This window comes from Vibrio sp. THAF190c, from assembly GCF_009363355.1.
Lineage (GTDB): Bacteria > Pseudomonadota > Gammaproteobacteria > Enterobacterales > Vibrionaceae > Vibrio > Vibrio fortis_A.
Genome location: NZ_CP045338.1, coordinates 2,804,769 through 2,830,767, shown reverse-complemented (window position 1 = coordinate 2,830,767; position 25,999 = coordinate 2,804,769). Strand labels below are relative to the sequence as shown.

Sequence of the window (25,999 nt, the reverse complement as noted above, 5' to 3'; positions counted from 1 at the left end):
TCTATCTCGAGGAGGAAAAACAGTGAGAGGAATGGACTACAAATGGTTAGAAGCCCTTGATTCTGTTGTGAATCAGCGAAGTTTTGAGAGAGCTGCAGAGCATCTCTATATCTCTCAGTCTGCGGTATCACAACGCATTAAGCAGCTCGAGAAATGGCTTGCGCAGCCGGTATTGATTCGTGAAACACCACCGAGACCAACCCCTGCGGGTAAGAAATTATTAGGACTATACCGACGTGTGCGCCTGCTTGAGCATGAGCTCGTCCCCGAGTTGATGAATGAAGAGAGCAGCCAAGCGCTGTCAGTTTCAATTGCGACCAATGCAGATAGTCTCGCGACTTGGTTATTGCCAGCACTGTCGGATGTAATGAAAACGCGACAAGTCGAATTGAATATGGCTATTCATGGTGAAGCGAGGACCATCGCCAAACTCAAGAATGGTGAGGTTGCTGGCGCGATCAGTTTAGAGTCTCAAGCGATTCCAGGGTGTCGCGCAGATTATTTAGGTCGGATGGATTATGTCTGTGTCGCAAGCCCTGAATTTTATCAGCGTTATTTCTCTGAAGGTGTTAACTACGCAACTCTCAAGCGTGCACCAGCTGTCTCTTATGATCAGTATGATGATCTGCATAAGAAGTTTCTCCATGACCACTTTAATGTGCCAAGAGATGCCGTGATTAATCATACGGTGGGTAGCTCAGAAGCATTTGTTCGTATTGCCATGTCTGGCGTCGCTTACTGTTTGATTCCGCGTTTACAGATCGTTGAGGAGCTAGAGTCGGGCTCGTTGATTGATATCACGCCGGGGTTCCTGCTCTCTTATCGGATCTATTGGCATCACTGGCAGCTCGAGAGTGGGGTACTCAAAGAGATTTCCCAGGCCATTCTTGACTATGCGCATCAACACCTTCCTCAGTAAGCTGACGGTTTTTGCAGCGTAAAAGTTATGTAAGAAGTTCAATATCCTCATTGGTATCACGATAAATTACTCTATGATGATAAGACATTTGCTTAGCATGGGTTTTCCTAATGAAGTTAGTTCCAAATATGTTAGCGACATCTCTTACTCTGACTGCAGCTCTGAGTGTTATCAGTTTCCCATCATGGGCTGAGGTGACCAGTTTTCCTCATCTTTCAACGACCGGTTACGGTGAAGTCGTTGCCAAGCCAGACATGGCTACTTTCTCTGTAAAGGTGGTCGAGTCAACCATGACAGCCGAGCAAGCAAAGGGCACGGTAGACAGAGTCGTTACTGCTTTTCTGAACAAATTAGAAGAAGCTGGCATTGATAAAACCAGCATTCAAAGCTCTAACCTATATCTTGCGCCTCAGTACCATTATCCAAAAGAGGGCAAACCAGAACTTGTGGGTTACCGAGCGTCACGTAATGTCACAGTACAGGTTGAAGATTTAGCAAACCTGAATCGTTATTTGGATATTGCGCTAAGCGAAGGAATCAATCAGGTGGATAACATCCAGCTGCAAGTTCGTGACCAAGCGAAGTATCAAGAGATGGCTCGTTTAGAAGCGATTAAAGATGCGCAAACTAAAGCTAAGTCTTTAGCGAATGGTTTTGATAAAGAGCTCGGTGATGTGTGGCGCATTGATTATAACGCACAGTACGCACAACCGGTTTTGATGCGCTCGATGGCTATGGATTCAAGAACAGAATCTAATTCATATCAAGATTCGACAATCACCATTCGTGATCGTGTTGATGTGATCTATCAGCTTGAAGAGTAATTGGATCATCATGATCTAATTGCCTACAGTAGGCCAAATACTAAAAAGGCTCTCGTAATGAGAGCCTTTTTTACATCCGCTAAACGGAGAGGTTAGTGAAGTAGACGAGCACGGATCGTGCCTTCAATCTCTTTCAGCTTCAGCAGTGCTTCTTCAGAGCGATCCGCTTCAACATCAATGACTACGTAACCCATGTCAGCTGCCGTTTGTAGATACTGACCCGCAATGTTAATGCCTTCTTCAGCGAAGATGGTGTTGATTTGAGTCAGGATACCTGGACGGTTTTCGTGGATGTGCAGCAGGCGTGATGTACCTGTATGCAGCGGTAAAGATACCTCTGGGAAGTTAACACTTGATAGCGTTGAACCGTTGTCTGAGTACTTAGCCAGTTTACCCGCTACTTCTACACCGATGTTCTCTTGCGCTTCCTGAGTAGAACCACCTACGTGCGGTGTTAGGATCACGTTGTCGAACTGCATTAATGGTGACTCAAATGGGTCGGCATTGGTTTTAGGTTCTGTTGGGAATACATCAATCGCTGCACCACCTAAGTGACCAGAATCAAGTGCACCGCATAGTGCTGGGATATCTACAACCGTACCACGCGCAGCGTTGATGAAGATAGCGCCCGGCTTCATGCGGTCGAATTCCTCTTTACCCATCATGTTCTTGGTTTCGTTTGTTTCAGGAACATGCAGAGAAATTACATCACACTTATTCAAAAGCTCAGTCATAGTATGAACTTGCGTTGCGTTACCTAGCGACAGCTTGTTCTCGATGTCGTAGAAGTAAACGCGCATACCTAAGTTTTCAGCAATGATACCTAGCTGAGTACCGATGTGACCGTAACCGATGATACCTAAGCGTTTACCACGCGCTTCGTAAGAGTTGTCTGCACTCTTTTTCCAAATACCACGGTGCGCAAGAGCGTTCTTCTCTGGAATACCACGTAGAAGTAGAAGTACCTGACCTAGCACTAGTTCAGCAACACTACGCGTGTTTGAGAAAGGTGCGTTAAACACAGGCACACCGCGCTTAGCCGCAGCGTCTAGGTCAACTTGGTTAGTACCGATACAGAAACAGCCGATTGCAACCAGCTTCTCAGCTGCATCGATGACTTCTTGGGATAGATTTGTACGAGAACGGATACCAATAAAGTGCGCATCTTTAACTGCTTCTAGTAGCTCTTCTTCAGGTAGGGAGCCTTTATGATATTCAATATTGGTGTAACCGGCGGCTTGTAGTACTTCAACTGAAGAAGGGTGAAGTCCCTCTAACAGCAGAATTTTAATCTTATCTTTTTCCAGTGAAACTTTGGCCATTGTTCTCGTCCTTTAAAATGGAAAGGTTGGGCAAATGCGGCGCACGTGCTACAAAATGGCTTAAGGGGATAAAACTAACCATTTTGTTAGGAGACAAACGTTTTCCCTGTGCGTCTTCTGAACAATAAAGTAACAAAAAAAAAATGATTTGGGTAAGAAAATTACGGAATAAGCCATAATTTTACAGAAGCTAAGCAAAAAAAACGGTGCCCTTAGGCACCGTATGTAATGAAGTAACAGAAAGTAGCACTATTACTGGTTTGTTATTCTTCGATTTTTGCGCCTTCAGGGGTGCCTGTAATTACAACATCCGCACCACGGTGAGCAAATAGACCAACACTTACAACACCAGCAATACCGTTAATGATGTCTTCCATCTGTTTTGGATTTTCAATCGCCATGCCGTGCACGTCTAAGATCACGTTGCCGTTATCTGTGATACAGCCTTCACGGTAAACCGGGTCACCACCTAGTTTTACAAGCTCGCGCGCTACGTAAGAGCGAGCCATAGGGATAACTTCTACTGGCAGTGGGAACTTGCCTAGTACGTCAACGGCTTTAGTGCCATCAACAATACAAACAAATTTTTCAGAGATTGCAGCAACAATCTTTTCGCGAGTAAGAGCAGCGCCGCCGCCTTTAATCATGTCACGAGTTGGGTTGATTTCGTCCGCGCCATCAACGTAGATGTCGAGTTTCGCAACGTCGTTACACTCATACACTTTGATCTCTAGTTCTTCTAGACGTTGTGTAGATGCTACAGAGCTAGAAACGGCACCTTTAATCTTGTCTTTCATAGTGCCTAGTGCGTCGATGAAGTGATTTACTGTAGAGCCAGTACCAACACCCACAATGCTGCCTTCTTCAACATACTGAAGTGCTGCCCAACCAGCCGCTTTTTTCATTTCATCTTGAGTCATGCCAATCTCCTGAATAGGTCGTGCTTTTTTGAATAAATAGAGCGTACGTGTAAGTTAACGTTTGCGGGCGGATTATAGCGCTTTAGTCATCAATTTCCCATTGCCAAGTTTTACTCGGAGTCACGATTTTAGGCAACGGGATGTCCCAGTTTTCGGTAGGTAGCTGCTCAACGTGCTGACAATCATGAGCAAGTCCAATGGGTGTGGCTCCAACGCCAGTTTGGAACCAAGGTGCTAACGTGCGGTCGTAGTAGCCACCACCCATGCCTAAGCGATGACCATCGGAGTCAAAGCCAACCAGTGGTGTAAAGATAACATCGAGCTCACGCACGGGTTTAACCTGAGTTTGGTCGAGCTTGGGTTCCACAATGCCATATTTATTGTGCACCGTTGGTGTATCCGCCGCGTAGCGCAAGAATAGGAGATGCCCTTCCGAAAAAGGGTGTAGCACTGGGAGGTAGACTTCTTTGCCTTGTGACCATAGCCATTCGATCAGCGGCTGTGTATCCAGCTCACCGTCAGTAGATATATAGAGGGCGATATGTTGCGCTTTATGGATGTCGTTTAAGGTTGAACAACGTTCAACGAGATATAAGCCAGCTTGCTGCTGTTCAAGAGTAGAGAGTGCTTTACGTTTCTGTCGGATGAGAGTGCGAAACTCGTTACGAGTGAGCGTCTTCATAAGAAGGGATACCCCAAAGTGCCGTTGAGAATAGATGGCCCTTGAACCAGCGAGTTCAAGGCGGATCAGCAATGATTACCGTAGGCTTCTCGGTACGGGCCGAGCATGCTCAATAGTACTCAAGTACTAACCCTTAGGGATTGCTTATCGGCTCGGGGACGTGAATCCTCTGACAAACACTCCAGGGTAAATTTGTGTACGCTATTGCTGTCCGTGCTTAACCTTACTGAGTACATCTGAAAGCGATGCAGTGAGCTTTTCCATGCGCTCGGTCAGTGCGTTTTGTTCGTCGTTAGCTTCGAACTTCTTCGTCTGTAGCTCATAACAGATGTTAAGAGCAGCGATAGTCAGCAGCTTAACTTCATTGGTTACCTTAGTACGTTCAGCCATCTCTTTCAATCGATTATCAAGATCGGCCGCCGCTGCGATTAATGACTCTTCTTGCCCTGCAGGACAATTAACTCGAGTCAATTTACCTAATATTTCAACGTCTACCGCTTGATTACTCATGATGGATGAACTCTTTAACGCGCTATTCTAAGGCCGTTGCCCTTTGTCATTATGAGAAAGAAAAAGTGCCAGCACCGATGAGGAAGCTAACTCCTCTGAGGAGGAAACTATAGGTAAACCGCTATTAAGATTCAAGCTTTTCAGGGTGACTGTTTGTAAATGAGAGCTTGAGCACACAGTAATTCAGCAAATTGAACATTTGGTAGTCACTCTTGCTGCAATTGCTAAGGATCTTCGCTTACTAGAATTGGGGTGAAGTGGTACGATTAATAGATTGATATAAAGAACAACTGAGCGAGTTATCTGATGAGCGAAACTACTTTACCTGACTACCTAACGGTTGCAACTGAATTGCAATCAGCAAGCCTTGCTGTAACGCCTGCAGAAATGCATGGCCTACTAACAGGGATGCTGAGCGGTGGGTTAAGCCTTGCAGATAAAAGCTGGCAGCCATTGATCTTCGATTACACCAACGACGGAATGGGTTGGCCGGATCGTGCACTAACATTGGCAGAAGCAACGTTGAAAGTAACAACCAGTGAGATTACAGGCTCAGGCATGGAGCTTTCTATGCTGCTTCCTGACGAAGATGCGAGTGCAAGCCTGTTTGATCTGGCGGATGGTGTATCAGATTGGATTAACCACTTTATCTCAGGTTTAGGCTTGGTTGGTGCGCAACTGAACAAAGCGTCAGATGAGACCAAAGAAGCATTGGCTGATCTAGAAGAGATGGCAAAGTTAGGCATCGATGAAGATGATGATCTAGATGAACAAGCACAGCTACTTGAACAGGTTATTGAACACGTTAAGGCTTGTGCATTGACGATTCATGCGGAGTTCGGTGCTCGTCCATCAGAAGATAGTGCACCAACCATTCACTAATTGTTTCGAGTTTAGAGGTCACGATGGCTCAATTTGATGTGGTAATTGCTGGTGGAGCAATGGCAGGTGCAACACTTGCTTTAGCCCTCAGCCAGTTAAGTCAACGCTCTTTATCGATAGCTGTGGTTGAACCGTATCAGGTTGACCATAGTGCTCACCCTGGGTTTGATTCTCGCTCTATCGCACTCTCTTACGGAACGGTGCAGATTTTAGAGTCTCTCCAATTGTGGTCATCGATCTTACCGGTAGCGACGGCGATCAAAGATATTCATGTCTCAGACCGCGGTCATGCAGGGATGACGGATATCTTTAGCGAGCAGCTCGCAGTGGATGCCCTTGGCTACGTGGTAGAACTTGCTGATGTTGGGCGTATCTACCAAGAGAAACTTGAGGTTGAAAGCAATATTACTCTGTTTTGTCCATCCTCGGTGAGTGAGATTACTCGCCATCTTGAGCATACGGATATTGAACTGAGTTGTGGCGAGACGATTTCCACTAAGTTGTTGGTGGCAGCTGATGGTGCCATCTCGACTTGCTGTGAGCGTTTAGGTATTACTCTGAACGAGCACGACTTTGGTCAGGTTGCCGTTATCGCAAATATTGTCGCGAACGAACCGCATGCTGGACGTGCATTCGAGCGTTTTACTGAGCACGGCCCAGTCGCGTTATTACCGATGACTAATAACCGTTTGTCGTTAGTTTGGTGTCTGCCACCAGAACAAGCTGAGAAAGTAATGGCGTTAGATGAAACGGCCTTTCTTGAGCAACTGCAAGACGCCTTTGGTTGGCGCCTAGGCAAGTTGGAAAAAGTAGGACAGAGGGCGAGTTACCCGCTGATTTTGCGTCATCGACAACAGAACATCTCCCATCGATTCGCGATTGTTGGCAATGCCGCACAAACCCTACACCCAATTGCGGGACAAGGATTTAACCTCGGCATTCGCGATGTTGCGTCGCTAGCGGAAGAGGTATGTGGGCAACTGGATGACGCAGGCCACTACTCAGGGTTAACACGCTTTAGAAAACGTCGAGAGTCGGATCGTGAAACCACGATTTCACTCACTTCAGGTCTGGTTCACCTGTTTTCAAATGACTGGCCAGCTACACGCTTAGGTCGTAATCTCGGATTGGCAGCAATGGATAACATCTCACCCCTTAAAGGCCCTTTATTGCGCCACACGCTAGGCTTGGTTGAGAGATAAGGTAGAAAATAATGATGCAAAGTGTTGATATCGCTATTGTTGGCGGTGGCATGGTTGGATTGGCATTAGCCGCAGCCCTTAAAGATAGTGATCTAAGAATCGCTGTGATTGAAGGCAAAGCGCCGAGCGAAGGATTGAATGAACTGCCGGATGTTCGTGTGTCGGCATTGAGCCGTTCAAGCGAAGTGATATTACGTAATCTAGGCGCATGGCGCGGTATTGAACAGCGACGTGCTGCACCTTATCAAGCGATGGAAGTGTGGGAGCAAGATAGCTTCGCACGCATCGAGTTTGATTCCACTCGTCTGGCGCAGCCAAATCTTGGTCATATTGTTGAGAACCGAGTGATTCAACTGGCACTGCTGGAGCAAGTGAAAAAGCAGGACAATGTGAGCTTGTATATGCCAGCTACATGCCAATCTTTGGCAATTGGCGAAAGTGAAGCTTGGCTGACTCTAGATAATGGTCAGGCATTGACGGCCAAGCTGGTTGTTGGCGCGGATGGTGCAAACTCATGGGTTCGCAGACAGCAAGATATCCCACTCACACATTGGGACTATGGGCACAGCGCGATAGTGGCAAACATTCACACTGAATCTGCGCATGACAGTGTTGCGCGTCAGATCTTCACACCGCAAGGTCCATTGGCGTTTTTGCCGATGCAGTCGCCAAATATGAGCTCAATCGTATGGTCAACTGAGCCGAATCGTGCCGAGAAATTGGTATCGATGTCCGAACAAGAGTTCAACAAGCACCTAACTACAGAGTTTGATGCCAAGCTTGGTTTATGTAGCGTAGTCGGTGAGCGCTTTGCCTTCCCACTTCGTATGCGTTATGCGCGTGACTTTGCCGTAGAGCGTGTTGCTTTGGTCGGTGATGCTGCCCACACCATTCATCCATTGGCAGGCCAAGGCGTGAATCTTGGCTTGCTTGATGCTGCGAGTCTAGCGCAAGAGTTGATCAAGCTGTGGCAAGCGGGTGAAGACATCGGAACCAAGCGTAATCTGCGCAGCTACGAACGCTGGCGTAAGGCTGAAGCGGCGAAAATGATTGCTTCGATGCAGGGCTTTAAAGACCTGTTTGAAGGAGACAACCCAGCTAAGAAGTTGATTCGTGGTTTGGGGATGAAACTCGCAGGACAGCTACCAGGGGCAAAAGACGAAATCATGAAACGTGCACTAGGTTTAACCGGTAATCTACCGGAGCTTGCTAAGCGACCAATAAGCACCAATTAATGATAAATGCTCAGGTTTCTAGAAACGCAAAAGGGTTGGCAGTGCCAACCCTTTTCTGTATTCAGTCGATAATTATGTTGATTAAGCGTAAGCGCACCTTAGCTTCATAATTTCATTGTTTATCTCTTTGACGGTATCAAAATGGCGCTTTTCAGCCCTCTCTGGCAGAACCAGTTTACCGTTATCAAATTCAAATTTCCCAACGCCGTAAATGTAGATTCGTCCTTTAAAAAGTCGACTTACATGTTTAGCAATCATACCGGGTGTATAGCGCTTAAACAGTCTCATTTTTTCTTATCCTTATCTTTACCTAGCCAGCATATTATAGAAAATCTCCGGGGGAATAATTGTGATAAGCGTGGAGTAATATGCAGTAGAGTTGTCTCTTAGTAGATATTTGTGCTGCAGTAAGCAGATTTACTAGCAAATATCGTTTTTATCGTGAGCTTCTCCTCAAAAATAGTGGGTTTAGTGAACTGCCTGCTGACTTTCCTGTCTGGGCTTTAGGCAGCACACTGTTGGCAAAGTTAAGAATAGGCGTAAATTCTTTATTTGTGTAATAAAAGTGTAAATTTTTTGCATAAAAAAAGCCCGTTCAAAAACGGGCGAATAGTCACAGATGCATTACACAAAAGTGGATGACTGACGTTACTCAGTGGATTCACTTTGACTGGTTAGTTATCGATTTGATTAAAACCTAACCAGTGAATGTAGACTACCCTAGAATAGTCTTCTTGACTAGTTATGCTTTAATTTTGACTAAATATATTTTCTGGTCGGTCTGGTAAATATGATAAATGTCTCAATTGTTATGAGAATTTTCATACAAAGCTTAGTGCTTTTGAGATCAAGATCGATCTGTAATTGAGGTTATTTGCAGATCTCGGCTTCAATCGGCGCACATAGGTTCATAAGATCGTTGAGATCAAGGGCGATCCCAGCCATTCGCTCACCAGAACTGATGGTGACAATTTTATTCTGTTGAAGAGAACGATCAAAAATGATCGGCATATAGCGCTTAAGTGCTAGTGGGCCAACACAGCCGACTTTAAAGCCAGTGACCGATTCAACATCTTGTTGGGATACACAGGTCATTCGGCGGCAATTGAGCACGGCTCGCACTTTTTTGGGATCAATTGACTTGTCGCCCGGTGCACACGCCAGCGCGTATTGGTTGCCCATATCTCGCAGCAGAATACATTTGACCATTTGTGACGGCTCAATACCTCGAGCTTGTGCTGTCTCTTCAATCGAAGTGGTTTCTTTATCTTGCAATAGCAGGCGGTAGGCCACCTGCTGTTGATCCAACCAAGCTGTAATTACCGTTTTCAAAGGAAATTACTCTTCTTCCAAGCTATAAGGTAGCGGTTGGATAGTCCATTTGTGTTCTGGTTGCTCGGCAAGGCGCAGTTCAACATCATCATCTAAATTATTCGGTAGAACAATCAGGCCAATAGCCGTGTTATCAGAGAATTGGTAGACGTTCAGAAGACGGCCTGCACCACGCCAGTTTTCACGTACGCTGCGCTCTAGTTCAATCGCTGAATCCAACGTTAGTGGCTGCTCGGTCGTACCAGATACAATGCGCATTTCACGTTTGTTCATGCCACGGTATTTCGCGCGCGCTACGGTCTCTTGGCCAGTGTAACAACCCTTGCTAAAACTGATGCCGCCAATCGCTTGTAAGTTCAGCGCTTGCGGGATGTGTTCATTCTGCTCTGCTGCAGACAGCTTTGGTTGAGCATCTATGATCTCAAAGTATTGCCACAGCGTTTCGGAAACTTTTTCAACTGAGCTGCCCTCAACTAATGTTTGTGCCGCGCCTGAAGTCACAAGTAGTGCCCAGCGAGAATCCGCGACTTTCACAGCGCTACCGCCTTCGATCGCACGTACATTGCCACGATCCTCAGAAAGGGTATCGATAAAGCTATCAGCTTGAGAACCCATGATGCCAAGAACAACGTCTTCAGTCTGCTCAATGGTTACCTTAGAGAATACCGCGTACTTCTTGATTTCTTGAAGCTCAACTTCAATCGCTGACTTAGGTTGAAGTAGGGCGTAACCATCATTGTGGTGGAATAGGCGGAAAATGCTCCACACTTTACCCTTCGCATCACAGTGTGCGCCTAGCGTTGATTCATCACTCGCTAGCTGTACTACGTCGCACGTTACTTGGCCTTGTAGGTAAGACTTCTTGTCGTCGCCTACCATAGTAATCGCACCCCAGTCAGAGATGTGTGTCATCATTACTTCTGGAAGTGTGTCGTTGTGCGTGTGATTAAGTGGTTGAAACGTGTTTTTCCAATCCATTTTGCCTTTCCTGAGAAATTTGATTTGTGTCTATGTTAATCCGGTTCGTTTTTTTTGTCAGCCTAGGTTTTTTTGTGAGCTGAGATAGGGACTGAGACGACTATGCTAGTTGCAGCGCTTATGAGTTGTTACACTCGAAGAGAGAAAAATAATAGGTGAGGATAACCAATGTACACTGCAGAGCAGAAAGCACGAATTAAATGGGGCTGCCGTCGCGGTATGTTAGAGCTTGATGTAGTCATCATGCCCTTTTTTGAGGAATGTTTTGATTCATTGCAAGAGCAGGAGCAACGTGATTTTGTTTCGCTACTAGAGTGTGATGATCCCGATCTGTTTACATGGGTGATGGGTCACGGTCGTAGTGAAAACCTAGGTCACGCATCAATGGTCGACAAAATTGTTGCACACAACCTCAGCAAGGTTCGTTAAGCTCAAGCTTAGCCCTTCGTATTACGCATTATTCGCAAAAGGCGCCACTCTGTGGTGCCTTTTGTTTTTCGTTATCACGTCAAATATCCCTCTTGTTGCCACTCCTTGCATCTTCTCACTGCTGTTCCTGATGATGCGCGACAATAAAATGGGCTGGCCAATAGCGACGGGTGCGATAGAGCTTAGACCTAACCAAGAGATAACGGTTAATGGGCAGAAACGTGTTCTTCAATCAAGCGATACTATTTTCCGTTCTCTGTTTGTGATGCTGAAGTTCAGTGAAGGTGAGCCAGTCATTGTATGGCGAGATAGCTTTCGTGAAGCGGACTATCGTTATTTATTGGTGTGGCTAAAAACAAAAAGGGAGCATCATGCTCCCTTTAAGTCGTAATTTTTTCGCCTTAGTTTTTGTTCGGCGTCAGAATCGTTGGACCGCTGTCTTCAGCGAGTTCAGGGTAGTCCAGCGTATAGTGCAGACCGCGACTCTCTTTACGTTGCATCGCACAACGCACCATTAGCTCAGCAACTTGCAGTAGGTTACGCAGCTCTAGCAGGTTATTTGAAACCTTAAAGTGACTGTAGTATTCGTGAGTCTCTTGCTGCAGCATCTGAATACGGCGCATAGCGCGCTCAAGACGCTTATCAGTACGTACGATACCCATGTAATCCCACATAAACAGACGCAGTTCATGCCAGTTGTGTTGGATGATAACCTCTTCGTCACTGTTGGTCACTTGGCTCTCATCCCATGCTGGTAGCGCTGCACACAGTTGAGACTGTTCGATGTTCTCTACGATATGTTTTGCTGCGGACCAAGCGTAAACGACACACTCTAGTAGTGAGTTTGACGCCATGCGGTTCGCACCGTGAAGGCCTGTGTAGCTCACCTCACCAATCGCGTAGAGGTTTTGCAGATCGGTCTGGCCATCCTTGTTCACCATCACGCCACCACAGGTGTAGTGCGCAGCAGGAACAATTGGAATCGGTTCTTTGGTCATATCGATACCCAGATCCATCAAGCGCGTGTGAATCATTGGGAAGTGCGCAGTAATGAATTCTTCAGGCTTGTGGCTGATGTCCACATACATGCAATCGGCGCCAAGACGCTTCATCTCAAAGTCAATCGCGCGAGCCACCACATCACGAGGGGCTAGCTCACCACGTTCGTCGAAATCTTTCATGAAGCGAGTGCCGTCAGGGCGACGTAGATACGCGCCTTCACCGCGAAGAGCTTCGGTTAACAAGAAGTTACGAGCTTCAGGGTGGAATAGACAAGTCGGGTGGAACTGGTTGAACTCAAGGTTCGCAACGCGACAACCTGCACGCCAAGCGATCGCAATACCATCACCCGAAGAGACATCTGGATTGGATGTGTACTGGTAAACTTTCGAGGCACCACCAGTGGCAAGTACCACGAATTTCGCGCGAACGGTTTCTACTTGCTCTTGGTTGCGGTTCCAAATATAGGCACCGATAACTTTATCTTTTGAGCCACCGATTTTATCTTCGGTGATCAAATCGAGGGCATTATGGCGCTCGAAGATCTCAATGTTTGGGTGGTTATTAACGTTGTCTTGCAGAGAGGTCTGCATTGCCATGCCGGTTGCATCTGCTGCGTGTAGGATACGTCGGTGGCTGTGGCCGCCTTCACGAGTCAGGTGGTATTTAGGCTGACCTTCAGTGCTGTTTTCGTCTTTATCGAAAGGCACACCGCCATCGATTAGCCATTGCACACACTCTTTAGCATTCTCAGCAATGAATTGAACGGTGTCTTCTTCACATAACCCAGCGCCAGCAATTTGCGTATCTTCAACGTGCGACTCAATGCTGTCCGATTCGTCAAATACTGCCGCGATACCACCCTGTGCGTAGTACGTCGATCCTTCGCTACGTGGTCCTTTGCTTAATACGATTACTTTTGCATGTTCAGCGACGCGTAAGGCTAATGACAAGCCAGCAGCACCACTCCCCACCACTAATACATCACATTGATGTTCACGGTTTGCGTTCATAAAACTTTTTAAATCCCGGGCTATAGTCGAGTTGTCCACTCTAAATTGACGTTGTCTTGTTTTAGGAGGGCTTTAACGACTGTTATACTCAGTCTCAATGAGTCCTTAAAGACAATGCAGAATCAAGATATAGACAGCTATCTAGAAATATTTAATTGCTCAATACCATTGCTTTTGCTTAAGTTTCCCCAAATTGATAGGGGTAGCTATTTTTATTACATCACATTGTGAAACAATAATGGCAAATAATTTTAAGAAAGTTGGAACTTTCCTTATTTGACCTAGTCACAATAGTGCTCATGTAGACAGTGGTGTCAATACTACATTTCGCATAATTAGTACCCATATCTGAGAAGGTAAGGGTGATAACAATAGGAGTACCCGCTCGAATGAACGAGCAGCTAACCGATCAAGTGTTGATTGAGCGAGTTCAGAGTGGAGATAAGCAAGCATTTAACCTGTTAGTGGTTAAGTATCAAAACAAAGTTTGCAATCTTATCTCTCGCTACGTGAATAATTCCGGTGATGTGGCTGATGTGGCACAGGAAGCGTTTATAAAGGCTTACCGCGCGATACCAAACTTTAGAGGCGAGAGCGCCTTTTACACATGGTTGTACCGAATTGCCGTGAACACAGCAAAAAATCACATAGTTGCACAGAGCCGTAGGCCTCCTGCAACCGATGTAGATGCAGATGATGCAGAATATTTTGAAACTGGCAGCGCACTGAAAGAAATTTCGAACCCTGAGAACTTAACGCTGTCGAAAGAATTGAAAGAAGTGGTTTTCGGAGCGATTGAAGCGCTACCGGAAGACTTGAAAACTGCAATGACCTTACGCGAACTTGAAGGCTTGAGTTACGAAGAGATTGCAGAAGTAATGGATTGCCCTGTAGGAACCGTACGTTCGCGTATTTTCCGTGCTCGTGAAGCGGTGGAAAAGAAAATTAAACCTCTTTTGCAGCGCTAAAACTTGTAATAATTATGGTGAAAATAATGGCTGATAAAGAAAAGCTTTCGGCACTCATGGATGGTGAAACGGTCGATAAAGCTCTGATTGCAGAGTTGGAGTCCGATCAAGAAAGCAAGGATACCTGGCAGAGTTACCATTTAATCGGTGATGTCATGCGAGGCGATGCGCCAGAAACGCTAGAGTGGAACATTGCGGATAGTGTTGCTGCGGCGCTTGAGAATGAGCCTGCGCACAACAAACTCAACAATGTGCATTCATTGCGCCCAGAGCAGACACAAACTGTTGCTCCAGAAGTGCAAGAAGAACAACCTAAACCTCAACAAGCAAAACGCCAGATGCCAGCTTGGCTGCAGCAGTTTGGTCAAGTTGCCGTTGCGGCTTGTGTGTCGTTGGCGGTTATTTTGGGTGTTCAACAGTATGGTGGTAGCGATCCAGCCGCACCTGAAGCAGAACAACTGCCTGTACTGCAAACTATCCCGTTTGCCGGTTCGGTAGAGCCAGTAAGCCTAACTCGTGAATCTGTTGAGAAACCGGTAACAGATGCTAACTTGCAAGAGCAGCGCAAGCGCGTACACGCTATGTTGCAAGATTACGAGTTGCAATTGAGATTAAACAACGACGCGTCGACTGAAAATGAGTCGCGTCTAGAATCGGATATTGAATGAAGAAATTCCTGGTCAGTGCACTGACACTGTTCAGCTTGATCTCTCCAAGCGCCTTTGCAGAAGAGCCCTCTGCAAAGGCCTTATTGCATCAAATGAACGAGGCCAGTCAGCATTTAAATTACGAACTTTCCTACATACTGATCAAAAAGAGCAGTATTGAACCGCTCTTGTATCGTCATGCCGTAAGTGACGAGCAACAACTCGCTCACCTTGTCTACCTAAGTGGTCCTGTACGCGAAGTAATTCGCCGCGGCAACGAAGTCAGCTACATCGAACCAGGTACTGAACCTTTTACGATTGAGTCTGGCAATATGGTTGCGCCAGTTATTCCGATGTTGAATAACGACATTGATATCCTGAACGAGTATTACGATTTCGTGAAGGTAGGGCGTGCGCGTGAAGCCGGTACGACAACGCAAGTATTGCGTGTGGTGCCAAAAGATGGCCTGCGTTACTCCTATGTTCTTTGGGTTGATGAGAATACGAATTTGCCTCTACGAGCGGATCTGCTCGACCGAGATGGTGAAATTCTAGAGCAGTACCGTACGATTTCTTATGTGGTTAACGACAAGATTGCAGAAGCGATGGCAGGGCTGAACAACGCTCAGCTACCGAAAGTCCTCTCTTTACCCGATGGTGTAGTGGGGGAAAGCGATTGGCGTGTCTCTTGGATCCCTGATGGATTTGAAGCGAAAGAGCTAAACCGCTACCCAATGGCAACAACCAATAAGATGGTTGAAAGCCAGATGTTTAGTGACGGTCTATTTAGTTTCTCGGTTTATATCTCAGACAGAGATGAGCACTCTCTTAAAGGTCAGCTTGTGCGCCAAGGTCGTCGTACTCTGCATAGCTTAGTGAGTGGTGATAACGAGATCTCTGTAGTCGGAGATATTCCTCCTGCAACCGCGCAGCGTATCGCACAATCGGTGCAATTTGCTGCTAATCAAGGTACAAGCCAATGATGACCGCATTGGCTACCGTGAGCGCCGTTGAGAAACAGGGCGCTCACTATCATGTGCAATTGAGCTGCGAGCAACAGACCAGTTGCAGCAGCTGTTCCTCTCAAAAGAGTTGTGGCACTGGTATCGTGACCAAAGCCGTTGGCAATAAGTCCCTTTTCTGGCAATTAACGACCAAGAACCTTGTGAAAGCTGGACAAATCGTCGAGATAGGTTTTCCTGAAAGGAGTCTGCTGGAGTCGGCAGCTCTAGTGTACCTCGTTCCATTGTTCATGATGATGCTCGGTGCTGCCTTTGGTCAGCTGCTGTTAGCGCCTTTACTTGGAGTCGGAGAGGGCGCAGTTATTTTGTCTGCTGCTATATTTACAGCTGGTGGCATTGCCCTTGCAAAACGTTTGGCCAAACCAATGGAAGACAAATCGAAGCAGCAAGTGGTGTTGATTCGAATCCTTGGTGAGCCGCTTGTCTAATTTATGATGCGTATTGCGGTTAAATTGGGTAGAATCTGCCAACTTGATTGAAATGCCGCCACCGCAGTCTATGAAACGCGGTCGATACGCGGCTTTCTTACCGTCCTAATTTAAAGAGTTTGTCACACCAAATTATGAAGCACATTCGTAACTTTTCGATTATCGCCCACATCGACCATGGTAAGTCGACCCTATCTGACCGTCTAATCCAAGTTTGTGGAGGATTAAGCGATCGTGAAATGGCTGCGCAAGTCCTTGATTCGATGGATCTGGAGCGTGAACGTGGCATCACTATCAAATCTCAGAGTGTGACTCTTAACTACACTGCTAAAGATGGTGAAACTTATCAATTAAACTTCATCGATACTCCAGGACACGTTGACTTCGCATACGAAGTATCTCGTTCTCTAGCCGCTTGTGAAGGTGCGCTACTGGTCGTCGATGCGGGTCAGGGTGTAGAAGCTCAGACACTAGCAAACTGTTACACAGCGATTGAAATGGATCTGGAAGTTGTGCCAATCCTAAACAAGATTGACCTTCCTGCTGCGGATCCAGAGCGCGTATCTGAAGAGATCGAAGAGATCGTTGGTATCGACGCGATGGAAGCGACTCGCTGTTCTGCGAAAACGGGTATTGGTGTTGACGATGTACTAGAAAACATTGTTTCAGCGATTCCTGCGCCAGAAGGCGATCCAGATGCGCCGCTACAAGCACTGATCATTGACTCTTGGTTCGATAACTACCTTGGTGTTGTATCGCTAGTACGTATCAAGAACGGTTCTCTAAGAAAGAACGACAAGATCAAAGTAATGAGTACTGGTCAAGTTTGGGGTGTAGACCGTCTAGGTATCTTCACACCAAAACAGGTTGATACCGAAGTTCTGCAAACTGGCGAAGTAGGCTGGGTTGTATGTGGTATTAAAGACATCCTTGGTGCACCAGTAGGTGATACGCTGACACTGGCTAAAAACGGCTGTGAAACGGCACTACCGGGCTTTAAGAAAGTAAAACCACAGGTATACGCAGGTCTATTCCCAGTATCATCTGACGATTACGAAAACTTCCGTGATGCACTAGGCAAATTGAGCCTAAACGATGCATCACTATTCTACGAGCCAGAAAACTCTGCAGCTCTAGGTTTCGGTTTCCGTTGTGGCTTCCTTGGTATGCTTCACATGGAGATCATCCAAGAGCGTCTAGAGCGTGAATACGACCTAGACCTGATTACAACTGCGCCAACCGTAGTTTACGAAGTTGAAAAAACTGACGGCACACTGCTTTACGTAGATAGCCCGGCTAAGCTTCCGGCTATTAACGATATCGATGAGATTCGTGAGCCAATCGCGCGTTGTAATATCCTAGTGCCATCAGATTACCTAGGTAACGTAATCACACTGTGTGTTGAGAAGCGTGGTGTGCAGGTCGATATGATCTATCACGGTAACCAAGTAGCGGTTGTTTACGATATTCCAATGGCTGAAGTGGTACTGGACTTCTTCGACCGTCTGAAGTCAACATCTCGTGGCTACGCGTCACTGGATTACAACTTCCAACGCTTTGAAGCGTCTAACATGGTTCGTGTAGACGTTCTTCTAAACGGCGACACTGTTGATGCACTAGCAATGATTACCCACAAAGATCAGTCTCAGACTCGTGGTCGTCAGCTAGTTGAGAAGATGAAAGAGTTCATCCCTCGTCAGATGTTCGATATTGCAATTCAAGCGGCTATCGGTAACCACATCATCGCTCGTTCAACAGTTAAGCAGCTGCGTAAGAACGTTATCGCGAAATGTTACGGTGGTGACGTGAGTCGTAAGAAGAAGCTTCTGAAGAAACAGAAAGAAGGTAAGAAGCGTATGAAGCAGATCGGTAACGTAGAGCTGCCTCAAGAAGCGTTCTTAGCAATTCTTCACGTTGGCAAAGACTAGGCTTATCCAACGATAAACGAATAATTGAAAGTGAAAGGGTAGCTCGCTATTCTTTCACTTTCGTTATTTTTAAAGAAATGAAATTTAAGGGATATAAATGGCTAATACATTTTCGCTTATTTTAGTGATCGTAACCTTGGTGACTGGCGTTGTATGGGCGTTAGAGAAGTTTGTTTGGGCTAAGAAGCGCCAATTGAAACTGGCTAGCGTTACTGCTCAAACTAATGGTTTAGATGCTGAAACCAGTGCAAAAGTGACGGCTCAGCCTTGGTGGGTTGAAAATAGCGTATCCATTTTCCCTGTAATTGCATTTGTTTTGGTGCTGCGTTCATTTATCTATGAACCGTTCCAAATCCCATCGGGCTCGATGATGCCAACCCTACTTGTAGGTGACTTTATCCTAGTTGAGAAATACGCTTACGGTCTAAAAGACCCAGTATGGCGCACTCAACTGGTAGAAACAGGCAAGCCTGAGCGTGGTGACTCAATCGTATTCAAGTACCCGCCACAGCCAAACATTGACTACATTAAACGTGTGGTTGGCCTGCCGGGCGATATGATTCGTTACAACAGTAATAAAGAGCTGTGTATTCAAACCAAAGGCACACAAGGCTGCAAACCTGTGAAGCTGAGTAACGTTGAAGAGAGCCAATTTATTCAAGACGGCGTGCCACTTATCCAACTCAATGAGAAGTTGGGTGACGTTGAGCACCAAGTTTTAGTTAACCCACTGCGTCGTGACCGTGTGCAATCGTACCAGCCTCGTCCAGGTGTTAACGAGTGGGTTGTTCCAGAAGGCCAGTACTTTGTAATGGGTGATAACCGTGACAACAGTGCAGATAGCCGTTACTGGGGCTTTGTCCCTGAAGAAAACCTAGTAGGTAAAGCGGTTGCGATTTGGATCAGCTTTGAATTTGAGCGCAGCTCAGACAGTGTTTTACCTTCTTGGATCCCAACTGGTGTGCGTTTCAACCGCATCGGTGGCATTAATTAATCGATCACTAAATACATCGAGAGAGCATGAATTCTCCAATTGATAAACTAGAGAGAAAGATCGGCTATCAGTTCAAAGATACCGATCTCATTCACCTGGCGCTGACTCACCGCAGCGCTGCAGGTAAGCACAACGAACGTCTTGAGTTTCTGGGCGATTCAATTTTAAGTTTTGTCATCGCTGATGATCTCTACCACCGTTTCCCGAAAGTAAACGAGGGTGATATGAGCCGTATGCGTGCTACTTTGGTACGTGGACATACATTGGCTGAACTAGGTCGTGAATTCGCCCTAGGAGATTACTTAAAATTAGGTCCAGGTGAGTTAAAGAGTGGCGGATTCCGTCGTGACTCTATTCTGGCAGATGCTGTCGAAGCAATCATTGGTGCTATCTACCTAGATAGCGACACTGAAACAATTCGCGGCATCATTTTAAGCTGGTACAAAACTCGCCTAGAAGCGATTCAGCCTGGTGTTTCTCAAAAAGACCCGAAAACGCGTCTGCAAGAGTTCCTACAGGGCCGAAGAAATCCGCTACCTGTCTACACAGTGACTAATATTAAAGGTGAAGCACACAACCAAGAGTTTACGGTTGAGTGTAAAGTGGCAGGTGTGGATAAACCTGTTATCGGTAAAGGCACTAGCCGCCGCAAGGCAGAACAAGCGGCTGCTGAAACAGCATTAGAGCAACTAAGCAATGTCTGATAACAACCAAGAATTCGATATCGATGCATTCTTTGCATCTGATAACAAAGAACCTAGCCTACCGGAAAACCAGCACTGTGGTTTCATCGCTATCGTCGGTCGTCCGAACGTAGGTAAGTCGACACTTCTGAACCATATTTTGGGTCAAAAGATTTCGATCACATCGCGTAAACCTCAAACGACTCGTCACCGTATTATGGGTGTAGAGACCGAAGGGGATTACCAAGCGATTTACGTTGATACTCCAGGACTTCACATCGAAGAGAAGCGTGCTATCAACCGTCTGATGAACCGTGCAGCAAACAGCTCTTTGAGTGATGTGAACTTGGTACTTTTCCTTGTTGACGGTACGCACTGGACTGAAGACGATGAGATGGTACTGACCAAGCTTAAGAAAGCGAACTTCCCAGTCGTTCTTTGTGTGAACAAAGTAGACAACGTGCAAGACCGCAATGACGTGATGCTGCACATGATGGAAGTGTCTAAGAAGATGGACTTCATCGATGTTGTGCCAATTTCGGCAAAACACGGTAAGAACACTGATGTACTGCGTAAGCACGTTCGTGAACATCTTCCGAAAGCGACACACCACTTCCCTGAAGAGTATGTAACAGACCGTTCTCAGCGCTTCATGGCGTCAGAGATCATTCGTGAGAAGCTGATGCGTTTTACGGGTGATGAGTTGCCTTACTCAGTGACGGTTGAGATCGAACGCTTTGACTACAACCCAGACAACGATGGCTTCCACATTAACGCTCTTATCCTAGTTGAGCGCAGTGGCCAGAAGAAGATGGTGATTGGTAAAGGCGGCGAGAAGATCAAGACAATCGGTCGCGAAGCTCGTCTGGATATGGAAGAGCTATTCGGTCGTAAAGTATTCCTAGAAACTTGGGTTAAAGTGAAGTCGGGTTGGGCTGATGATGAACGTGCACTGCGTTCACTAGGCTACATCGACGACTTATAACCCGCTAGAGGCGCAAGCGCTTCGCTCCGGGTCGAAACCATTTTAAAAGGAGCCAGTTAGGCTCCTTTTTTCTATTTAGAAGGTGATATGTCTTCAGAAGGGTTACAGCGCTGCTTTGTATTACATCGCAGACCGTACAGTGAATCGAGCCTGATTTTAGATGTGTTCAGTGAAGAGTTCGGACGAATGACACTGATGTCTAAAGGGGCACGCAGTAAGCGTTCCAATCTTAAGGGCGCGTTGCAGCCGTTTACGCCACTGCTGCTGAAATGGTCTGGTAATGGCTCAATGAAAACATTGCGCCAAGCGGAACCTATCAGCCTTGGACTGCCGCTAACTGGGATTAACCTCTACTCCGCCATGTATGTGAATGAGTTAATTGGACGAGTTTTGATGGCAGAAGTGCCGATGCCCGCACTTTTTCATGATTATCTTAATGCTTTAACAGAACTGGCGCATAATGAGAATCCTGAGCCTGCATTGCGACGCTTTGAACTCGCTCTGTTATCAGCAATGGGTTACGGCGTTGATTTTCTGCACTGTGCAGGTACCGGAGAACCTATTGATCCGACAATGACTTATCGCTATCGCGAGCAGAAAGGCTTTATCGCCTCAGTGCGTCGTGACAACCTTACCTTTATGGGTGATGAACTGATAGCGATCAGTGAACGTAGATTTATAACGAAAGAGCAGTTAAAAGCGGCAAAACGCTTTACACGCATAGCCTTAAAGCCGTATCTTGGCGGCAAACCATTAAAAAGTAGAGAGCTGTTTATGCCACAAATAGGTCTCTCTAGAGCACGGAGTATTGGAAAATGAGCTCAATCCTTTTAGGCATTAATATCGACCACGTTGCAACCCTACGTAATGCACGTGGAACTCAATACCCAGATCCAGTTCACGCAGCAGAAATTGCTGAGCGTGCCGGTGCAGACGGTATCACTATTCACCTTCGTGAAGACCGTCGTCATATCCTTGACCGCGATGTTCGCATTCTGGCTGAAACTATCCAGACTCGCATGAATTTAGAGATGGCGGTAACAGATGAGATGGTACAGATTGCGCTAGATACTAAGCCTGAGTTTGTTTGTCTGGTTCCTGAAAAGCGTGAAGAGCTAACGACAGAGGGTGGCTTGGATGTGGTTGGCCAACTTGAAAAAGTAAAAGCGGCGACACAAAAGCTAACTGAAGCGGGCATCAAGGTATCTCTATTTATCGATGCGGACCGTGAGCAAATTGATGCAGCGAAAGCGTGTGGTGCACCATTCATTGAACTGCACACTGGTCACTACGCAGATGCGAAGACTGAAGAAGATCAACAAGATGAGCTGAAGAAGATTGCAGCAGGCGCAAGCTACGCAGACGACCTAGGTATCACAGTTAATGCAGGTCACGGTCTGACGTACCACAACGTGGCGCCAATCGCCGCTTTACCAGAGATCTATGAGTTGAACATCGGTCACTCTGTGATTGGTCGTGCAGTGTTTGATGGCCTAGCGAAAGCGGTATCAGATATGAAAGCGGTCATGGAAAACGCGCGTAACAACGCTTAATTGATAAAATTGGAAGGTTAAAGAGTCATGGCAGTGGTTGGCCTTGGTACAGATATCGCAGAGATTGAGCGAGTTGAAAAGGCATTAGCACGCAGTGGCGCAGCCTTTGCGGAGCGTATCTTAAGTGAGGTGGAGCTTGAACAGTTCCATTCTTTGAAGCAGAAAGGGCGTTTTTTAGCTAAGCGCTTTGCCGCCAAAGAGGCAGCTTCAAAAGCATTAGGTACAGGTATCGCAATGGGCGTCACCTTTCATGATTTTCAGGTTGCGAACGATGAGCATGGTAAGCCAGTTCTTACCTTGCACAACAAAGCGAAAGAGTTAGCCGCAAGCATTGGTGTTAACTCTATCCACATTACCATCTCAGATGAACGTCACTACGCAGTAGCAACGGTGCTCTTCGAGTCTTAATGTTCCGCTAAGCACTGATACCAATCGTAGTAAATAATTGCTCACCCTAGCTTGTTAAAATGCTCGATAACTGCGTTAGAATTTTTGATTGTAGAATAACTACTTATCGAAAAATTCTGCCTTGTTCTCAAGCCTTTTTCCTGCGCTATTTTTGATCACTTATTTACTGTGATTGGTATGATAATCAAATAAAAAGCAGAGCTATTGGCTCTGCTTTTTGTTTCTATGGTCCCCACTACTTAACTATGCCGAGAGCTAACTCGGCTGAATTGGCGTTAGGTAGTGAATAGCTGTTGCCTGAACCTTATCTAGCTCATCCTGAAGTTCGAACAGTTCTGGCTCGATGTCCTCTATCTGAGTGCCAGAGCGCAGCTCTTTCTCAATGGTTGCACACACCGCTTTGAGTCTCGGCACACCGCTGTATGAGCTGCTGCCGTGCATCTTGTGGATGATGTGGATTAGCTCATCAACTGGGTAGTCCGGTTCTTCAATCGCTTTCTCTGCTGCGTCGTACACTTCAGGAATAAAGTCGACCAACATCTGCAACATATCACGCGCAAGATCTTCTTTATTGGCTGCTTGCTTGAGTGCGGCTTGCCAATCAATGATGATGTTTTTGTGCTGGCTGCTCTCTGTTTCGATGGTGTGGCTCTCAATCTCAACACCAACTGCAGGGTGCTCAGGATCGATCTTTTCTACATTATCTACTTCGGATTCGGGACTCCAGTGAATCAGGACTTGCTGCAGCACATGCTCTTCAATCGGTTTGGTCAGGTAATCATCCATACCAGCAGCCAATAGACGATCGCGTTCGCCACTCATCGCGTGTGCAGTCACCGCAATCACTGGTGTATTGGCGTTATTTTCCAGCTCTTTGATGTGCTTACACGCGGTCACACCATCCATCTGTGGCATTTGGATATCCATGAAGATGATATCGAATGTCTGCTCGGTTGCTCGGTCAATCGCTTGTTGGCCATTGGTGCAGCTGACAACCGTTTCTACACGCTCTTGCAATAGCGCGGTAATTAGTTTCAAGTTGGCGGGGTTATCATCTACAGCCATTACTGTCAGTGGCAATTTCTCGTCACTGTGCGTCTCAATGACTGGCGCATTAAGGAGCGGTGCTTGGTTAGAGACCAGAGTTTGCAGCAGCTTCTTGCGAGACAGCGGTTTGGTGATGCACTGTACATCAACATTTTTCATCAGCTGCTCACCCAGTGCCAACTCTGTACTTGGGGTGCCAATGATGACATTTTGCGAGATCTCTCTAGCGCGGTTTGCCCACTGCTGAACGACTTCTAGTTCATAGTCTTGGTTAGCCGCAAGATTGAGAAGAACGTAATCATAGTTGGTCGACTCCTCTGGCATTACTGAGCGGTAGGTCACGACTAATCCTTCCTGAGTCAGTACTTGCTGAGTAATCGACGCCGCTTGCATGTTCGGTTCAATCAATAGTAGTTGCTTCTCTTGCAGACACTGCGTCTCAATAAGATCTGTCATCGGCATATCGGTGGTCGATAGTCTTAGTGTGAACCAGAAGGTCGAACCTTGGTGCAGGCGACTGGTTAGACTGATCTCGCCGCCCATCTGGCTCACAAGTTTTTGGGTGATAACCAGACCTAAGCCTGTACCGCCATAGCGACGCGAGATACTCGCATCGGCTTGGCTAAAGGCTTGGAACAGTTGTGCTTGCTGACGTTCAGAGATACCAATACCGGTATCGCGCACCATGAACTGCAGCTCGATGTTATCTTCAGATTGAGAACGTAGCTCAACGCTGATATCGATATTACCGCGCTCGGTGAACTTGATTGAGTTACCCACCAGGTTAGTCAGAATCTGTTGAATACGCAGTGGGTCACCGACAAGACCAGCAGGTACTTTCGGGTCGACTTTCAGTGTTAGTTCAAGCCCTTTCTCGTGAGCATTGGTGGCTTGTAGGTTCACTACCTCTTCAAGGCTTGCTTGGAACTCAAACGGGATGTTCTCTAGTGCCAGTTTACCCGCTTCTAGCTTCGAGAAGTCGAGGATATCGTTAATGATGCTCAGTAGGTTGTTGGCTGAGCGCTCGATGGTTTGTAGATAATCGGTCTGGCTGGTGGATAGGTGCGTTTTCAGCATCTGACGAGTAAAGCCAATCACACCATTCAGTGGCGTTCTTAGCTCGTGTGACATGTTGGCTAAGAACTCTGATTTCACGCGCGCCGCTTCTTGAGCGCGCTTCTTCGCGATATCCAATTCAACGTTCTGAATTTCTAGCTGCTCGAGTGTTTCACGTAGATCGGAAGTCGCTTGATCGATACTGTGCTGCATCTCAACGTGGTATTCCGACAGAGATACCGCCATTGCGTTGATGCCGTTTTTGAGTGAGTCCAACTCACCGTGCATCTTACCTTCGATACGTACATCTAAGTGACCGCGACGAATTCGGTCGACCATGTTCTTCATGTGTGTGATCGGTTGAGTCACGTCGTGCATTAATCGAAATGCAAATACACCAGACAAACCAAGGCCTAAGATAAGGACCAGAAACGCTGAGAAGATCTCTTGGTATTGTTGTAGTCGTAATGAGGATAGATCTAACTCGATGGCGATGTAACCGACAGCCTGATTCGCTTGAGACTGCCCGTTAGCAGAGTTCATGAACTGACCTTCGGCAATAATCGGGGTTCTTAAAATCAGCGTATTATCGAGCAACTTGGACGAACTAAGATGCGGGATAGGCTTATCTTTGGGATAGGTCAGGCTTTCAAAGTCAGGGTGGAAGTTTGAGGTTACAAACAGCTCATGACGTTCATCGAACACCGCGATACTGCGCACCAACTTAGAGTTCTTACGATGGGCGTAGCTGATGAGTTGACGAACCGACTCTCGACTCTCTAATTGCATGCCAGACTCACTTGCAATCGCAAGAGGTTCTATAATGCTGGTACCTGTATTGACAACTTGTCCTTCGAGGTCTTGATAGCGGTTAAATGAGAAGAATGCACTCAATAACAACCCTATAATCAGGGTCGGAGCTAGAGTTAGGGTAATTACACGGGCTCTCAAGCCATATCTGGTCATGTTCTTTAATTACATCGAGGTCTGGATATGGGAAAATAACGCACACAATGGTGGCTAAGTGAACGGT

General features: G+C 46.5%; 27 protein-coding genes and 1 other RNA gene. 18 read left to right on the top strand and 10 right to left on the bottom strand.

What is annotated here, in order from left to right; translation table 11 throughout:
• Positions 1-22: 22 nt before the first annotated feature.
• Positions 23-919 carry a LysR family transcriptional regulator ArgP gene (locus FIV04_RS12640; protein WP_152469307.1) on the top strand — a complete coding sequence of 299 codons (897 nt, stop codon included), beginning with the start codon at positions 23-25 and terminating at the stop codon, positions 917-919.
• 110 nt (positions 920-1,029) lie between these two features.
• The gene (locus FIV04_RS12635; protein ID WP_152469306.1) at positions 1,030-1,743 is read left to right on the top strand and encodes an oxidative stress defense protein; all 714 of its coding nucleotides are present in this window, start codon (positions 1,030-1,032) and stop codon (positions 1,741-1,743) included.
• 92 nt (positions 1,744-1,835) lie between these two features.
• Here the strand turns inward: FIV04_RS12635 and serA are convergent, their stop codons facing one another.
• From serA to zapA, 5 genes are all read right to left on the bottom strand, one after another.
• Positions 1,836-3,065 (bottom strand): phosphoglycerate dehydrogenase, encoded by a 1,230-nt coding sequence (gene serA / locus FIV04_RS12630; RefSeq protein ID WP_032549826.1) that lies wholly within the window; start codon positions 3,063-3,065, stop codon positions 1,836-1,838.
• A gap of 263 nt (positions 3,066-3,328) precedes the next feature.
• Positions 3,329-3,985, bottom strand: a complete 657-nt coding sequence (gene rpiA / locus FIV04_RS12625; RefSeq protein WP_152469305.1) for a ribose-5-phosphate isomerase RpiA — start codon at positions 3,983-3,985, stop codon at positions 3,329-3,331.
• An 82-nt stretch (positions 3,986-4,067) separates the two neighbouring features.
• Positions 4,068-4,667: a 5-formyltetrahydrofolate cyclo-ligase gene (locus FIV04_RS12620; RefSeq protein WP_152469304.1), complete on the bottom strand. Its 600-nt coding sequence runs from the start codon at positions 4,665-4,667 to the stop codon at positions 4,068-4,070.
• A gap of 6 nt (positions 4,668-4,673) precedes the next feature.
• Positions 4,674-4,858, bottom strand: a non-coding RNA gene (ssrS, locus tag FIV04_RS12615) — 6S RNA.
• A gap of 10 nt (positions 4,859-4,868) precedes the next feature.
• Complete coding sequence (zapA, locus tag FIV04_RS12610; RefSeq protein ID WP_032549823.1) at positions 4,869-5,177, bottom strand: cell division protein ZapA; 309 nt, start codon at positions 5,175-5,177, stop codon at positions 4,869-4,871.
• Between the two features lie 306 nt (positions 5,178-5,483).
• On the opposite strand from zapA, the gene FIV04_RS12605 reads away from it, so the two are divergent.
• The 3 genes from FIV04_RS12605 to FIV04_RS12595 are packed head-to-tail and all read left to right on the top strand — an operon-like array spanning position 5,484 to position 8,496.
• Positions 5,484-6,059, top strand: coding sequence for a YecA family protein (locus FIV04_RS12605; RefSeq protein WP_032549822.1), 576 nt, complete (start codon positions 5,484-5,486; stop codon positions 6,057-6,059).
• Between the two features lie 23 nt (positions 6,060-6,082).
• Positions 6,083-7,261, top strand: coding sequence for a 2-octaprenyl-6-methoxyphenyl hydroxylase (ubiH, locus tag FIV04_RS12600; RefSeq protein ID WP_152469303.1), 1,179 nt, complete (start codon positions 6,083-6,085; stop codon positions 7,259-7,261).
• Between the two features lie 11 nt (positions 7,262-7,272).
• Complete coding sequence (locus FIV04_RS12595) at positions 7,273-8,496, top strand: FAD-dependent 2-octaprenylphenol hydroxylase (RefSeq protein WP_152469302.1); 1,224 nt, start codon at positions 7,273-7,275, stop codon at positions 8,494-8,496.
• Between the two features lie 81 nt (positions 8,497-8,577).
• Here FIV04_RS12595 and FIV04_RS12590 read toward each other — a convergent pair whose 3' ends face one another.
• From FIV04_RS12590 to ygfZ, 3 genes are all read right to left on the bottom strand, one after another.
• Positions 8,578-8,784 (bottom strand): DUF1107 domain-containing protein, encoded by a 207-nt coding sequence (locus tag FIV04_RS12590; RefSeq protein ID WP_032549819.1) that lies wholly within the window; start codon positions 8,782-8,784, stop codon positions 8,578-8,580.
• Between the two features lie 582 nt (positions 8,785-9,366).
• Positions 9,367-9,828, bottom strand: a complete 462-nt coding sequence (locus FIV04_RS12585) for an aminoacyl-tRNA deacylase (protein WP_152469301.1) — start codon at positions 9,826-9,828, stop codon at positions 9,367-9,369.
• Positions 9,829-9,834: 6 nt separating this feature from the next.
• Entirely contained in the window at positions 9,835-10,806 is a 972-nt protein-coding gene (gene ygfZ / locus FIV04_RS12580) for a tRNA-modifying protein YgfZ (protein WP_152469300.1), read from the bottom strand.
• A 168-nt stretch (positions 10,807-10,974) separates the two neighbouring features.
• On the opposite strand from ygfZ, the gene FIV04_RS12575 reads away from it, so the two are divergent.
• Entirely contained in the window at positions 10,975-11,235 is a 261-nt protein-coding gene (locus FIV04_RS12575) for a succinate dehydrogenase assembly factor 2 (protein ID WP_032549815.1), read from the top strand.
• Complete coding sequence (locus FIV04_RS12570; RefSeq protein WP_367618259.1) at positions 11,204-11,626, top strand: protein YgfX; 423 nt, start codon at positions 11,204-11,206, stop codon at positions 11,624-11,626. The genes FIV04_RS12575 and FIV04_RS12570 overlap by 32 nt, the downstream gene beginning before the upstream one ends.
• 10 nt (positions 11,627-11,636) lie before the next feature.
• Here the strand turns inward: FIV04_RS12570 and nadB are convergent, their stop codons facing one another.
• Positions 11,637-13,247 carry an L-aspartate oxidase gene (nadB, locus tag FIV04_RS12565; RefSeq protein ID WP_150869287.1) on the bottom strand — a complete coding sequence of 537 codons (1,611 nt, stop codon included), beginning with the start codon at positions 13,245-13,247 and terminating at the stop codon, positions 11,637-11,639.
• 389 nt (positions 13,248-13,636) lie between these two features.
• Between nadB and rpoE the strand changes: the two genes are divergently transcribed.
• From rpoE to acpS, 11 genes are all read left to right on the top strand, one after another.
• The gene (gene rpoE, locus FIV04_RS12560) at positions 13,637-14,215 is read left to right on the top strand and encodes an RNA polymerase sigma factor RpoE (protein WP_032549813.1); all 579 of its coding nucleotides are present in this window, start codon (positions 13,637-13,639) and stop codon (positions 14,213-14,215) included.
• A 26-nt stretch (positions 14,216-14,241) separates the two neighbouring features.
• Positions 14,242-14,883, top strand: coding sequence for an RseA family anti-sigma factor (locus tag FIV04_RS12555; protein WP_152469298.1), 642 nt, complete (start codon positions 14,242-14,244; stop codon positions 14,881-14,883).
• Positions 14,880-15,845, top strand: coding sequence for a sigma-E factor regulatory protein RseB (gene rseB / locus FIV04_RS12550; RefSeq protein ID WP_032549810.1), 966 nt, complete (start codon positions 14,880-14,882; stop codon positions 15,843-15,845). The genes FIV04_RS12555 and rseB overlap by 4 nt, the downstream gene beginning before the upstream one ends.
• The gene (locus tag FIV04_RS12545) at positions 15,842-16,312 is read left to right on the top strand and encodes a SoxR reducing system RseC family protein (RefSeq protein WP_032549809.1); all 471 of its coding nucleotides are present in this window, start codon (positions 15,842-15,844) and stop codon (positions 16,310-16,312) included. The genes rseB and FIV04_RS12545 overlap by 4 nt, the downstream gene beginning before the upstream one ends.
• Positions 16,313-16,446: 134 nt before the next feature.
• Positions 16,447-18,240 carry a translation elongation factor 4 gene (gene lepA / locus FIV04_RS12540; RefSeq protein WP_150869442.1) on the top strand — a complete coding sequence of 598 codons (1,794 nt, stop codon included), beginning with the start codon at positions 16,447-16,449 and terminating at the stop codon, positions 18,238-18,240.
• A 97-nt stretch (positions 18,241-18,337) separates the two neighbouring features.
• Positions 18,338-19,234, top strand: coding sequence for a signal peptidase I (gene lepB, locus FIV04_RS12535; protein WP_032549806.1), 897 nt, complete (start codon positions 18,338-18,340; stop codon positions 19,232-19,234).
• A 26-nt stretch (positions 19,235-19,260) separates the two neighbouring features.
• Positions 19,261-19,938 carry a ribonuclease III gene (gene rnc, locus FIV04_RS12530; protein ID WP_032549805.1) on the top strand — a complete coding sequence of 226 codons (678 nt, stop codon included), beginning with the start codon at positions 19,261-19,263 and terminating at the stop codon, positions 19,936-19,938.
• Positions 19,931-20,902, top strand: a complete 972-nt coding sequence (gene era, locus FIV04_RS12525; RefSeq protein WP_032549803.1) for a GTPase Era — start codon at positions 19,931-19,933, stop codon at positions 20,900-20,902. The genes rnc and era overlap by 8 nt, the downstream gene beginning before the upstream one ends.
• Before the next feature lie 87 nt (positions 20,903-20,989).
• Positions 20,990-21,721, top strand: coding sequence for a DNA repair protein RecO (gene recO / locus FIV04_RS12520; RefSeq protein ID WP_032549802.1), 732 nt, complete (start codon positions 20,990-20,992; stop codon positions 21,719-21,721).
• Positions 21,718-22,455, top strand: a complete 738-nt coding sequence (pdxJ, locus tag FIV04_RS12515) for a pyridoxine 5'-phosphate synthase (RefSeq protein WP_032549801.1) — start codon at positions 21,718-21,720, stop codon at positions 22,453-22,455. Before recO ends, pdxJ begins: the two co-directional genes overlap by 4 nt.
• A 27-nt stretch (positions 22,456-22,482) precedes the next feature.
• On the top strand, positions 22,483-22,863 hold the full coding sequence (acpS, locus tag FIV04_RS12510; protein WP_032549800.1) for a holo-ACP synthase: 381 nt from the start codon (positions 22,483-22,485) through the stop codon (positions 22,861-22,863).
• A 255-nt stretch (positions 22,864-23,118) separates the two neighbouring features.
• Here acpS and barA read toward each other — a convergent pair whose 3' ends face one another.
• On the bottom strand, positions 23,119-25,932 hold the full coding sequence (barA, locus tag FIV04_RS12505) for a two-component sensor histidine kinase BarA (protein WP_152469297.1): 2,814 nt from the start codon (positions 25,930-25,932) through the stop codon (positions 23,119-23,121).
• Between the last annotated feature and the right edge of the window lie 67 nt (positions 25,933-25,999).

What these genes read in the sequence shown, in the direction of transcription:
- serA (WP_032549826.1), bottom strand. Translation starts at nt 3,065, where the DNA reads ATGGCCAAAGTTTCACTGGAAAAAGATAAGATTAAAATTCTGCTGTTA.
- lepB (WP_032549806.1), top strand. Translation starts at nt 18,338, where the DNA reads ATGGCTAATACATTTTCGCTTATTTTAGTGATCGTAACCTTGGTGACT.
- rseB (WP_032549810.1), top strand. Translation starts at nt 14,880, where the DNA reads ATGAAGAAATTCCTGGTCAGTGCACTGACACTGTTCAGCTTGATCTCT.
- nadB (WP_150869287.1), bottom strand. Translation starts at nt 13,247, where the DNA reads ATGAACGCAAACCGTGAACATCAATGTGATGTATTAGTGGTGGGGAGT.
- rpiA (WP_152469305.1), bottom strand. Translation starts at nt 3,985, where the DNA reads ATGACTCAAGATGAAATGAAAAAAGCGGCTGGTTGGGCAGCACTTCAG.
- recO (WP_032549802.1), top strand. Translation starts at nt 20,990, where the DNA reads ATGTCTTCAGAAGGGTTACAGCGCTGCTTTGTATTACATCGCAGACCG.
- pdxJ (WP_032549801.1), top strand. Translation starts at nt 21,718, where the DNA reads ATGAGCTCAATCCTTTTAGGCATTAATATCGACCACGTTGCAACCCTA.
- acpS (WP_032549800.1), top strand. Translation starts at nt 22,483, where the DNA reads ATGGCAGTGGTTGGCCTTGGTACAGATATCGCAGAGATTGAGCGAGTT.
- FIV04_RS12545 (WP_032549809.1), top strand. Translation starts at nt 15,842, where the DNA reads ATGATGACCGCATTGGCTACCGTGAGCGCCGTTGAGAAACAGGGCGCT.
- FIV04_RS12620 (WP_152469304.1), bottom strand. Translation starts at nt 4,667, where the DNA reads ATGAAGACGCTCACTCGTAACGAGTTTCGCACTCTCATCCGACAGAAA.
- FIV04_RS12595 (WP_152469302.1), top strand. Translation starts at nt 7,273, where the DNA reads ATGATGCAAAGTGTTGATATCGCTATTGTTGGCGGTGGCATGGTTGGA.
- FIV04_RS12555 (WP_152469298.1), top strand. Translation starts at nt 14,242, where the DNA reads ATGGCTGATAAAGAAAAGCTTTCGGCACTCATGGATGGTGAAACGGTC.
- era (WP_032549803.1), top strand. Translation starts at nt 19,931, where the DNA reads ATGTCTGATAACAACCAAGAATTCGATATCGATGCATTCTTTGCATCT.
- ygfZ (WP_152469300.1), bottom strand. Translation starts at nt 10,806, where the DNA reads ATGGATTGGAAAAACACGTTTCAACCACTTAATCACACGCACAACGAC.
- FIV04_RS12605 (WP_032549822.1), top strand. Translation starts at nt 5,484, where the DNA reads ATGAGCGAAACTACTTTACCTGACTACCTAACGGTTGCAACTGAATTG.
- FIV04_RS12575 (WP_032549815.1), top strand. Translation starts at nt 10,975, where the DNA reads ATGTACACTGCAGAGCAGAAAGCACGAATTAAATGGGGCTGCCGTCGC.
- FIV04_RS12590 (WP_032549819.1), bottom strand. Translation starts at nt 8,784, where the DNA reads ATGAGACTGTTTAAGCGCTATACACCCGGTATGATTGCTAAACATGTA.
- rpoE (WP_032549813.1), top strand. Translation starts at nt 13,637, where the DNA reads ATGAACGAGCAGCTAACCGATCAAGTGTTGATTGAGCGAGTTCAGAGT.
- ubiH (WP_152469303.1), top strand. Translation starts at nt 6,083, where the DNA reads ATGGCTCAATTTGATGTGGTAATTGCTGGTGGAGCAATGGCAGGTGCA.
- zapA (WP_032549823.1), bottom strand. Translation starts at nt 5,177, where the DNA reads ATGAGTAATCAAGCGGTAGACGTTGAAATATTAGGTAAATTGACTCGA.
- barA (WP_152469297.1), bottom strand. Translation starts at nt 25,932, where the DNA reads ATGACCAGATATGGCTTGAGAGCCCGTGTAATTACCCTAACTCTAGCT.
- FIV04_RS12635 (WP_152469306.1), top strand. Translation starts at nt 1,030, where the DNA reads ATGAAGTTAGTTCCAAATATGTTAGCGACATCTCTTACTCTGACTGCA.
- lepA (WP_150869442.1), top strand. Translation starts at nt 16,447, where the DNA reads ATGAAGCACATTCGTAACTTTTCGATTATCGCCCACATCGACCATGGT.
- rnc (WP_032549805.1), top strand. Translation starts at nt 19,261, where the DNA reads ATGAATTCTCCAATTGATAAACTAGAGAGAAAGATCGGCTATCAGTTC.